At 60.4% G+C, this 11,738-nt stretch carries 8 protein-coding genes; 1 reads left to right on the top strand and 7 read right to left on the bottom strand.

Features of this window, described 5'->3' with window-relative positions:
- Positions 1-95 precede the first annotated feature (95 nt).
- Positions 96-899 carry a 2,5-didehydrogluconate reductase DkgB gene (dkgB, locus tag AC07Y2_RS18750; protein ID WP_074687676.1) on the top strand — a complete coding sequence of 268 codons (804 nt, stop codon included), beginning with the start codon at positions 96-98 and terminating at the stop codon, positions 897-899.
- Between the two features lie 4 nt (positions 900-903).
- Here dkgB and AC07Y2_RS18745 read toward each other — a convergent pair whose 3' ends face one another.
- The 7 genes from AC07Y2_RS18745 to AC07Y2_RS18715 all read right to left on the bottom strand — a co-directional run bounded on the left by AC07Y2_RS18745 (position 904) and on the right by AC07Y2_RS18715 (position 11,417).
- Positions 904-4,125, bottom strand: coding sequence for an ATP-binding protein (locus AC07Y2_RS18745; RefSeq protein ID WP_103386609.1), 3,222 nt, complete (start codon positions 4,123-4,125; stop codon positions 904-906).
- Between the two features lie 11 nt (positions 4,126-4,136).
- Entirely contained in the window at positions 4,137-4,760 is a 624-nt protein-coding gene (locus tag AC07Y2_RS18740) for a response regulator transcription factor (RefSeq protein ID WP_103386608.1), read from the bottom strand.
- Positions 4,761-4,867: 107 nt separating this feature from the next.
- Positions 4,868-5,302 carry a chemotaxis protein CheY gene (locus tag AC07Y2_RS18735; RefSeq protein WP_103386607.1) on the bottom strand — a complete coding sequence of 145 codons (435 nt, stop codon included), beginning with the start codon at positions 5,300-5,302 and terminating at the stop codon, positions 4,868-4,870.
- Between the two features lie 109 nt (positions 5,303-5,411).
- The gene (locus AC07Y2_RS18730) at positions 5,412-6,128 is read right to left on the bottom strand and encodes an MgtC/SapB family protein (RefSeq protein ID WP_103386606.1); all 717 of its coding nucleotides are present in this window, start codon (positions 6,126-6,128) and stop codon (positions 5,412-5,414) included.
- Positions 6,129-6,183: 55 nt separating this feature from the next.
- Positions 6,184-8,883 (bottom strand): magnesium-translocating P-type ATPase, encoded by a 2,700-nt coding sequence (gene mgtA / locus AC07Y2_RS18725; RefSeq protein ID WP_103386605.1) that lies wholly within the window; start codon positions 8,881-8,883, stop codon positions 6,184-6,186.
- Between the two features lie 579 nt (positions 8,884-9,462).
- A complete protein-coding gene (locus AC07Y2_RS18720; protein WP_074687670.1) occupies positions 9,463-10,800 on the bottom strand; it encodes a lysine N(6)-hydroxylase/L-ornithine N(5)-oxygenase family protein in 1,338 nt (445 codons plus the stop codon).
- 134 nt (positions 10,801-10,934) lie between these two features.
- Complete coding sequence (locus AC07Y2_RS18715; RefSeq protein WP_039770110.1) at positions 10,935-11,417, bottom strand: sigma-70 family RNA polymerase sigma factor; 483 nt, start codon at positions 11,415-11,417, stop codon at positions 10,935-10,937.
- Positions 11,418-11,738 lie beyond the last annotated feature (321 nt).

Below are 11,738 nucleotides of genomic sequence, written 5' to 3'. Positions count from 1 at the left end.
TTTCAGTCAACAGTACTTTGCCCCGACAGCGGTTTTTCCCAAGGAATCAGACGCGGATACTCCTGCCCATTCCCACTGCAACCCTGGAGTCCTGCATGTCTGTTCCCGCTTTCGGTCTTGGTACGTTTCGCCTGCAAGGTCAGGTGGTCATCGATTCGGTGAGCACTGCCCTTGAACTTGGTTACCGAGTCATCGACACCGCACAGATCTACGAAAACGAGGCCGACGTTGGCGCAGCCATCGCTGCCAGCGGCATTGCCCGTGAAGAGCTGTTCATCACCAGCAAGATCTGGATCGCCAACTTCGCCAAGGATCGTCTGATCGAAAGCCTCAAGGAAAGCCTGCAAAAGCTGCAGACCGACTACCTCGACCTGACGCTGATCCACTGGCCATCGCCGGAAGATCAAGTGCCGGTCGAAGAGTTCATGGGCGCGTTGCTGGAAGCCAAACGCCTGGGCCTGACCCGGCAGATCGGCGTGTCCAACTTCACCATCGACCTGATGAAACAGGCGATTGCTGCGGTCGGTGCGCAAAACATCGCCACCAACCAGATCGAGCTGCACCCGTACCTGCAAAACCGTAAGGTCGTGGAATTCGCCCAGAGTCAGGGCATTCAGATCACCTCGTACATGACCCTCGCCTACGGCGAAGTGCTGAAGGATCCGCTGATCGTGCAGATCGCCGAGCGTCTGCAAGCCACCCCGGCGCAGGTCACTCTGGCGTGGGCGATGCAGTCGGGTTACGCGGTGATTCCGTCGTCGACCAAACGCGCCAACCTGCAAGGCAACCTCGGCGCCACGGCGCTGACCCTGAGCGATGCCGACATGGCGCTGATCGCCACACTGGAGCGCGGCCATCGCCTGACCAGCCCCAAAGGCATCGCGCCGCAGTGGGACTGACCGATCAGGCCTGAAGCTGCTGCGCGAGGTCGTGCATGGCCACGCGCAGCGAATCGATGGCAGCCGTCAATGCCGCTTCGGGCTCATCGTCACGACAGGCTTGCTCGAGTAACCGACACGCCGAGACCACGCGCTCGGCACCGATCATGTGCGCCCCGCCCGTGACGTGATGCGCCAGATCACGTAAATCTGCGCGATCACTTTTGCGGCCCGATTCATCCAGACGCTTCAGGTCGACGCGCAGGCTGCTCAAAACCTCCTCACGCAATTGGTCGATCAGCGGGTTGTCCGCGCCCGCCAGTTGCAACAGCGCGCTCAGATCGAACTCGGCCGGTGCCGGATCGTCCGCGCTGTCGGCCTGCGAGCCCCCGGAGACGGCGGCCATCAAGGCCAGGCTCAATTCGCGCAGCAGAACCGGTTTGAACAGGCAATCGTCCATCCCGGCCGCGCGGCATCGCTCCTTTTCTTCCATCTGCGCATTGGCGGTAAATCCGAGGATCAGACAGGGCGTCCTGCCCATGGCAGCCTCTTCCCGACGCACCGCCCCTGTCAGTTCATATCCGTTGAATTCCGGCATGTTGCAGTCGGTGATCAGTGCATCGAAAGATTGCTCGCGCCACAGCGCGAGCCCTTCCTCACCGCCACCGGCGTCAACAGCGCGATGCCCGAGTTCACTCAACTGCCGGCACAACAGCAGGCGATTCACCGGATGGTCATCCACCACCAGCACGTTCAGCGACTTGACCGTCGCCGCCACTGGCGCCGGCACAGCCTCTTGCACAAGCGGCGCCAGCACCGGCAGCTCCAGTCGCAGCATGACCTGAGTGCCGCGGTTCAACTCGCTGTTCATCCACAAATCGCCGCCCATCAACCGGCACAGGTTGCGGCTGATCACCAGCCCCAGGCCGGAGCCACGCTGCGCCGTTGATGAGTGGTTGCCGACCTGCACAAACGGTCTGAATAATCGCTGCTGATCTTCCGCGCTGATCCCCCGGCCACTGTCTTCAATGGCTACGCCCACTTCAATCAGCCCGCCCTGTTCGCCGAACACGCGCAAGCGCAGGCTGACCTCGCCATCGTCGGTGAACTTGATCGCGTTGCTCAACAGATTCGACAATATCTGCTTGAAGCGTAGGGGGTCGAGCATCACCTCAACGTCGCTGCGCTTATCCAGTTCTGCGTTCCACAATAAAGGCTTCTGCCGCGCCAGGCCTTCGAAAATCCGACACACCGACTCCACCACCTCGCGCAAATTGACACGCTCGGGGGCCAGCGACAAATGCCCAGCCTCGATGCGCGCGATGTCGAGAATATCGCCGATCAAAGCCAGCAGTTGCTGCCCGGCGCTGGACGCCACTTCGATCGCCTGGCGATCGGTCACGCCTTCATCGGCACGCTTGAGGGCCAGTTCGAGCATGCCGATCAGGGCATTCATCGGTGTGCGGATTTCATGACTCATGGTTGCAAGAAACGTACTTTTGGCACGATTGGCTTCGTCGGCCGCGTCCTTGGCCTCCTGCAACTGCTGAACCCATCGCTGGCGCTGACGGATCTGCCGACGCTGAAAACCGATCCAGCCCAATGCCAGCAACAGCAAACCCGCGGCAACGGCAAACCCACGCAAAATTTGCTCTCGATGACGCTGCCAATAGCTGTCTTGCAGGACCACATTACGACTCCAGCGCGCGACCAGAGCGTCGATTTCCTGGGGTGCGATGCTCAGCAGTGCCTTGTTCAGAATCGATTGCAACTGCGGGGCATCGAGCGCCGTGGCCATGGCGACCCGGGCCGGCTGATCACCCAGCGTGGAAACAATGCGCAAGCGATCACGGTACTGGTGATCGATCTGGTAGCGCGCCACCAGCAACGAGCTCAATGTCGCGTCAGCCTTGCCGTCGAGCAGCGCCTGCGTGCCGTCGGCCGGGCTTGGCAATTCGATCAGGTTGATCTGCGGCACGTGCTCCAACAGATAATCGCGCAGTGGATTACCGCGGTAGAGCGCCAGGCGCCTACCTGCCATCTCTTCGAGGCTGCGCGGCGCCTGTGACTTCAAATCGGTGATCAAGACAAAGGGGCTATTGGCGTACGAGCGGGTAAGCAGCATTTGCGTTTCGCGCTGGCGGCTCGGTGTCATCACCGGCAGCAGATCCAGTTGCCCGCTCCTGAGTTGCTCGACCTGACGATCCAGCGACTGACCGCGCACCACCTCGAATGTCAGGCCACTGCGCTGACTGATCAGGTTGAGCAGTTGTGCAGTCAGGCCGCTGAACCGGCCATCGGCATCAAAGAATGCCAGCGGCGCAAAATCATCGATGGCGCCGACCCGCACCACCGGATGCTGATCCAGCCATTGTTGCTCGCTGTCGCTCAGGCTGACCCTCGACTGCGCTGCCATGTCGGCGCGACCGGCGCTCCAGCGCAGCTCCATTGCCAGGCGCTGTTCCATGGGAATCGCCAGCAAGGCCTTGTCGACCAGACGTTTCAAGCGTGTGTTGCTGCGGGCCAGGGCGAAGCCGAACGGGTTGGCGTCAAGGCCCGACGGCCCCGCCAGTTGCAGGTCGTTGTGAAAGTGAGTGTTGATCAGATAGCTGGCGCTGATGAAGTCGCCGAGGTACAGATCATCCCGACCGAACGCCACGGCGCCGAGTGCATCGAGAATCGATCGATAGCGTTGCAGGGATGCTTGCGGGTACGCCTCCTCAATGGTCGAGGCTGGCAGGTAGTCGTCCACCATGGCGATCCGCTTGCCGGCCAGATCGCCCGGCAACGCATTGTTAAGCCGGGTCACCCACATCGGCTGATCCTCGGCGTAGGCGCGAGACAGCATCAGTTCGGGATCAGCGATCTCGAAGTTGTTCGACGTGCCCAGCAGGTCTACCTCACCGGCCTTGAGCGCGGCCATGGCGCTTGCGCGGTCGGCATAGCACCAGACTTCGACGTCGATGTTCAAAATCTTCGCAATCGTATCAGCGTAATCGGCCGTAAGGCCTTCCAGCTCATGGCGCTTGCGGGTCAGTTCAAAGGGCGGGTAATCCGGCCAGGAGGCACCGATGCGCAATACCGGGTGCGTGCTCAGCCACTGCCGATCCTGCTTGTCCAGTTGAATCTGTACGCCTTCCAGGCGGGTGCGGGAGACGATTTCGAGCCGCTGCGCCGGCCCGGTCGCGTGCGCTGCGCTTGCAAGCATCAGTATCGACAGAAGTACGGCCCGCAGAGGACATATCATGAGGCTACCGATCAAGACAGGCCGTTGCGTTTGACAAACGCTCCCAACGCCACCAGCGAGCTCACTCCGAGTTTCAGCATCAAACGGCTCTTGTAGGTGCTGACGGTTTTGTGACTGAGGTTCATCGTCAGAGCGATGTGCTTGTTGGACTCACCTCTGGCCAGCTTCAGCATGATTTCCATTTCGCGGGTGGACAGAAGTGCGATCAGCTCTCGCTCATCGCGGTGCGCTTCGGATTGCACGGCATTGACAGGCACTTCAGGAAAGTAGCTATAGCCCAAACGGACGGCCTTGATAGCATTCTGCAAATGCTGCATCGAGGCGGACTTGGAGACAAAAGCCATCGCCCCCGCACGTCGACAGCGCACCACATAGTGTTCAGGTTCGGCCGAGGTGAAAATCACCACCTTGCAGACCAGCCCGATGGCCCTGATGCGCGCCAACACTTCCAGGCCGCCGAAGCCATCGAGTTTCAGGTCGAGCACGACCAGATCCGGCGTGTGCTCACGGAGCATTGGCACCACATCGACGCCTTTGGAAGTTACATAAATCGGTTTGTAGCCCGCAGACTCCAGAACCAGACGCAGGGCTCCAACCACCACCGGATGATCATCAACGATCAATGCTGAACCCATGACCACTCCCGGGGCGAATACCTGACATGACGCCACCGATCCAGCATGAACGGGACTATTGGTAGCTGCGCTACAACTGTTGCACGGTGTGCACGCTGAATCACCTGTCAGATCTGACAGGTGCGCGCCAGACCGATGTGTGATAGTGGACGCGATGATCGCCCAAGCGATGCCTCGACCGAGGTCATCAACTGTTCGATTTCGTCGAATGAAGGCAGCGCTGCAGGGCAGGTGATGATCTTTGCCTCGAAATGCCCGGGAACCCCTGTGGAATCCGCCGGCGTACCATAGACCAGGGCCCGTCGGACTTGTGGGTGATCGAACAGAACACCGGGCAGATCCGCGATCCCGCTCGCCAGTTCGGCATTGACCACCAGGACATCGAACGGCTGACAGCCGTAATCGACCAGGGTCAACAGTTCGGCAAGGTTTTGTACCGGCGCGATGCGGTGGTAATTCAGGCCGTTGAACAGGCGCTCGATCTTCATCCGATGAAAGTGCTGCAAGTCGGCGATCAGGATGCGCAGGGTTTTGTCGGTCAATGTGGAAGTCCGGGTAGTCGCTTCAAGTGGCGGCAAGACTACCCAAGCATCGGGATACACTCTGTAGGACTTTTCCGAAAAACACGGTCACTCATCGGGATTGAAAAAGTTACTCCGTGGTGCTCGGACTCCAGAACGCCTGCACCACCAGCGTCGACGTCGAGATTCGCGCCACCAGCGCATCCAGTTCATCACCGTCCACCGAGGTGGTGGCCAGCGTCGCTTCGATCTCGATTTCATCGGCACCGAAGGCATGTATATCGACATCGCTGGCCGGGTAATTGCTGCGTTCCAGCTCGGCCTCGAGCAAGGCGAACACGGCTTTCTGCTGCGAACGCCGGGCGATGACATAAACAATGTTGGTGACTTCCGCCGAGACCACGTCCAGCGGCTGACGGTTGATGTTGTTGACGATCGGCCGCAACAAGGTATTGGCGGCGAGCACGAACAAGGTGCCCAGGACCGCTTCGGCCAGTAGGTCGGCACCGGCGCAGGCACCAACCGCCGCCGAGGTCCAGAGCGTGGCGGCGGTATTGAGCCCGCGCACGTTGCCCTCTTCGCGCATGATCACCCCGGCACCGAGAAAGCCGATGCCGGAGACCACATACGCGACCACCCGCACCGCGCCTTCGGCCCCGGCGAGACGGTTGGCCATGTCGACGAAAATCGCCGCGCCGACCGCCACCAGCACATTGGTGCGCAAGCCCGCCGTGCGTTGCCGGTACTGGCGTTCGAAGCCGATCAGGCCGCCTAGGATGAACGCCGCGCTGAGGCTGACCAAAGTGTCGAGCAATGAGCTGAGGTTGAGATTGTTGATCGCTTGCATGTCGAACTCCTTGAAACCGCCCCCCCTCGCTCCCACAAGGGGGGAATCTTGCCTGTTACTGCCAGCCGAACCGGCGGATGTAGAAGCCTTTGACGGCCTGGGTCAGCGCCATGTACGCCAGCAGGATCACCGGCAGAAACACGAAGTACATCGACGGCAGCGCCTGCAATTTGAAGTAGTGCGCCAGCGGCCCCATCGGCAGGAAGATGCCCACGGCCATGATGATTGCGGTCATCACCAGCAGCGGCATCGCCGCGCGGCTTTGCAGGAACGGAATCTTCGGCGTGCGGATCATGTGCACGATCAGCGTCTGGGTCAGCAGCCCGACCACGAACCAGCCGGACTGGAACAGGGTCTGGTGATCCGGGGTGTTGGCATCGAACACGTACCACATCAAGGCGAACGTTGTGATGTCGAAGATCGAACTGATCGGACCGAAGAACAGCATGAAGCGCCCGACATCCCCCGGCTGCCAGCGTTGTGGCTGTTTCAGCATCTCGTCGTCGACGTTGTCGAACGGGATCGCGATCTGCGAAATGTCATACAGCAGGTTCTGCACCAGCAGGTGCATCGGCAGCATCGGCAGGAACGGAATGAACGCACTGGCGACCAGCACCGAGAAGACGTTGCCGAAGTTCGAGCTGGCGGTCATCTTGATGTACTTGAGCATGTTGGCGAAGGTCCGACGCCCTTCCAGCACGCCCTCCTCCAGCACCATCAGGCTCTTTTCCAGCAGGATGATGTCGGCCGCTTCCTTGGCGATGTCCACCGCGCTGTCCACCGAAATCCCGATGTCTGCGGTGCGTAGCGCCGGGGCGTCGTTGATGCCGTCGCCCATGAACCCGACCACGTGGCCGTTGCCCTTGAGGATGCGCACGACGCGTTCCTTGTGCGACGGCGTCAGCTTGGCAAACACGTTGGTGGTTTCCACCGCCACCGCCAGTTCGGCGTCGCTCATGCGTTCGATGTCGTTGCCCATCAACAGGCCTTGCTGGGCCAGGCCCACTTCGCGGCAGATCTTGGCGGTCACCAGTTCGTTGTCGCCGGTCAGCACTTTCACGGCCACGCCGTGTTCGGCCAGGGCCTTCAGCGCTGGTGCGGTGCTTTCCTTCGGCGGATCGAGAAACGCCACGTAACCGATCAGCGTCAGTTCCTGCTCGTCGCTCAGGCTGTAAGTGTCGCGCCCCTGCGGCATCGACCGTGCCGCCACCGCGACCACACGCAAGCCTTCAGCGTTGAATGCTGCGGTGACCTGACGAATTTTCGCCAGCAATTCATCGCTCAAGGCTTCGTCGACTTCACCGTGACGAACCCGGCTGCACACCGCCAGCACTTCTTCCACCGCGCCCTTGCAGATCAGCTGATGCGGCTGGCCGCGCCCTTCCACCACCACCGACATCCGCCGGCGATTGAAATCGAACGGGATCTCGTCGACCTTGCGAAACGCCGTGCCGACCTTCAGCTCACGGTGGATTTCCACGTGTTCCAGCACCGCCACGTCGAGCAGGTTTTTCAGACCGGTCTGGTAATAGCTGTTGAGGTAGGCCATTTCGAGCACGTCATCGGAGTCTTCGCCCCAGACGTCGACGTTACGCGCCAGGAAAATCTTGTCCTGGGTCAGTGTGCCGGTCTTGTCGGTGCACAGCACGTCCATGGCGCCGAAGTTCTGGATCGCATCCAGGCGTTTGACGATGACTTTCTTGCGCGACAGGAACACCGCGCCCTTGGCCAGCGTCGAGGTGACGATCATCGGCAGCATTTCCGGGGTCAGGCCCACGGCAATCGACAGCGCGAACAGCAGCGCTTCGGTCCAGTCGCCCTTGGTGAAACCGTTGATGAACAACACCAGCGGCGCCATGACGAACATGAAGCGGATCAGCAGCCAGCTGACTTTGTTCACCCCTTGCTGGAACGAAGTCACCGCGCGATCCGTCGCCCCGACCCGCTGCGCCAGTGCACCGAAATAGGTGCTGTTGCCGGTAGTGAGAATCACCGCCACCGCCGTGCCGGACACCACGTTGGTGCCCATGAACAGGATGTTGTCGAGCTCCAGCGGATTGCGCGTGTCGCGATCGGCCTGACGCGGGAATTTTTCCACCGGCATCGATTCACCGGTCATTGCCGCCTGGCTGACGAACAGATCCTTGGCGCTGAGCACCCGGCAATCGGCAGGAATCATGTCGCCGGCCGACAGCACGATCAGATCGCCGGGCACCAGTTGCTTGATCGGCAACTCAGCACGCGGCGCATCCCGGCGCAGCACGGTGGCGGTGTTGCTGACCATCGCCTTGAGCGCGTCGGCGGCCTGGTTGGATTTGCTCTCCTGCCAGAAGCGCAGCAGCGTCGAGAGCACCACCATCGAGAAAATCACGATCGCGGCCTTGAGGTCTTCGGTCAGCCACGAGATCACCGCCAACAGGGTCAGCAGCAGGTTGAAAGGGTTCTTGTAGCAGTGCCACAGGTGGGTCCACCACGGCAGCGGTTGCTCGTGTTCGACTTCGTTGAGGCCGTGCTGCGCACGCAGCACATCGACTTCGAAATCGGTGAGGCCATCAGTGTGGGTGCCGAGTTTCGACAACAGCACGCCGCTGTCGCAATGGGCGGCGTCCACCAGCGTGTTGGCGAGGGTGGGCGGCACTTCACGGCTGACCGTGGTGTCGCTGAGGGTTTCCAGCAAGGCCAGGCGACGGAAGTGCCGGGCGATGTGGCGGGTCCGCAGGAAGCCTGCGAAAAATTCCTTGAGCGTAAGTTTCATGGCTGTTGCCCCTATGGTCAGCCGGGAAACCGTCGAGCAGGTACGTCCTCGTCCTGGGCACCGGAAAACCGGCACGGCAAGGCGTGGCGCGCCGGTCAGAAAAGACAGGCGTGTCGATAGGGCTGCAATGACGACGATGAAGTCGACTTCACAGGCTTTTCAGTGTCGATGAGAAGGACGTCGGGACATGACCGGGACCGGTCATGATCGGGATGCCGCTGCTCGCTGTTCGGCGAGACAACGGCACAAAGAAATGCGCGTTATCTTGCCGAGAATCCGCCGGTTACAAGGACCGGCCGACAACTGTCACTCGAACAAGTACCCACTGTGGGTCTCCGCTATTGATGAAAACGCGCGAAGCTTACGCCCCGATTTCAGGAGAGTAAACCCGCAAAAGGAAGTGTGTCGGGGAATGTGGCGGGTGTTCAGGAAGGGTTCAGGATTGCCCCCGAGATCGTTCCCACGCTCTGCGTGGGAATTCAGCCGGGCACGCTCTGCGTCCCATTGGAACGCGGAGCGTCCCTTGAGGCATTCCCACGCAGAGCGTGGGAACGATCAGTGTGGAGGCTGAAAGGATACTTAGCTGGCAGTCGCCAGCAACAAGTCCATCACCGAACGGCTGTGCCCGCGGTTTTTGCCATGCTCATACAGCGAGCCGGCAATCTCGTCCGCGCGGATCGGCAGGATCGACAGCAGCGTATCGCTCAGACCATGACTGGCCTGGCAGAAGCCCTGCATGTACAGACCGGCCTTGCAGCGCTCGTCGGTGATCAACCGGTAATTGCGATCGACCTCGAAGTCGCCCAGGTATTCTTCCAGCGGCGCCAGCAGTTTGCGGTGCATCTGACGCTCGTAACCGGTGGCCAGCACGACTGCATCGTAGGCACGCACGGTGACTTCGCCGGTGGCATTGTTGCGCACGGTCAGTTCAATGCCGTGTTCGGTGGCAGTGGCTTTCTCGACCGTAGTCAGGGTGCGGAACGCATGGCGCGCGACGCCGGAGACTTTCTGACGATAGAAGATGCCGTAGATGCGCTCGATCAGGTCGATGTCGACCACCGAGTAGTTGGTGTTGTGGTACTCGTTGACCAGACGCTCACGCTCGCTGCTCTTCTGCTGGAAGATCAGGTCGGTGAATTCCGGCGAGAACACTTCGTTGACGAACGGGCTGTCGTCCGCCGGTTTCAGGGCCGAGCCGCGCAGGATCATGTCGACCTGCACCGACGGGAACGAATCGTTCAGGTCGATGAAGGCTTCCGCCGCGCTCTGGCCGCCACCGATGATCGCAATGCTCATTGGCTGGTTGTTGATGCACGGCTGCTTGGCCATCTCGGCCAGGTATTGCGAGTGATGGAACACCCGACCGTCGCCCTTCAACGCCTTGAACGCTTCGGGAATGCGTGGCGTGCCGCCGGCGCTGACCACCACCGAACGCGCAGTACGCACAAACTGCTGGCCTTCGGTATCACGGGAAATCACCCGCAGGGCTTCGACCTGATGGTTGTGCAGCACCGGCTCGATGGTCAGCACTTCTTCACCGTAGCGGCTCTGTTCGGTGAACTGCCCGGCCACCCAGCGCAGGTAGTCGTTGTACTCCATGCGGCACGGATAGAAGGTGCCGAGGTTGATGAAGTCCACCAGACGGCCGTGGTGCTTGAGGTAGTTGACGAACGAGTACGGGCTGGTCGGATTGCGCAGGGTGACCAGATCCTTGAGAAAGGAAATCTGCAACTCGCTCTGGGTCGACAGGGTGTTGCCGTGCCAGCTGTAGTGGGGTTGTTTGTCGAGGAACAGCACATCCAGCTCGCCCTGGGTCGGGCCGCGCTCTTGCAGAGCGATGGCCAGCGCCAGGTTCGAAGGGCCGAAACCGACGCCGATCAGGTCGTGAACGATGGGCGATGCAATTGCCTGTGTCATTTCCAGTGTCCTCTGGAGGAACCCCGAACCAGCGGGGACGAAAAGCCTGAGTGACCTGACCGGCCTTGAGCAGGACAGCAGATCGTCTGTTGAGTAGGAACGAGGACAGTGAAAAAAAATTTAACGCCGGTGGCTCAATGGACATCCCATTGCTTGATGCGCAGGCGGCAATGTTTCATGGCGTTGACGATGTGCTTTTCCACCAGAGCCTTGGAAATCCCGAGGTGCTGCGCGATTTCGGGATGCGACAGACCTTCGATCTTGCGCAACAGAAAACTTTCGCGGCACAGCGGCGAAAGTTCTGCCAGGGCACGCTGGAGCATCTCCAGTCGCTGACCGTGATCGAACGTGTTGTGGGGGGACGGCGTGAAATAGCGCTCTTCGCTGTCGAGCACTTCCAGCGATTCGACCTGACGCAGGGCATTGCGCCGATGGTCGTCGATTACCAGATTGAGCGCGGTGCGGTAGAGGAAAGCCCGGGGTTGCTCGATCGGCGTGTCGCTGGAACGCTCCAGAACCCGTACATAAGCGTCATGCACCACATCTTCGGCGACCTGGCGGTTGCCGAGCTTGGCGTTCAGGAAACACACCAATTCGCGATAGTAGTTTTCCAACATGACTCCCGGCCGCAAGGGGTGCGGTTTCTGTCCTTGAGCCCGATCCTGACTGCACTGGAGGCAGTAGCATGATAGTGGCAACTTGAAGGGCGTAATTTATAGTAATTCTCATATAGATTTAAAGTAGTGATTCTCTTCACCAGACAAATAGTCCTGCCGGGCAACCTGTAACTTCGTGTGTGAGCACTTAAATTCCCTTGCGCATTCATCGTTTACAGGACAGCTCCCCGTGTCTGTCGTGCCTTGCGACAGCGTTCAGCGACCGACCGAACCTGTTCACCTGCTGAACGACGGGCCGAATTCCACTGGCCGGAACCCTGC

The organism is Pseudomonas sp. GW456-12-1-14-TSB6 (assembly GCF_059424205.1).
Note: the sequence above shows the minus strand (reverse complement) of the source record. Positions and strands in the feature narration are given on the sequence as shown.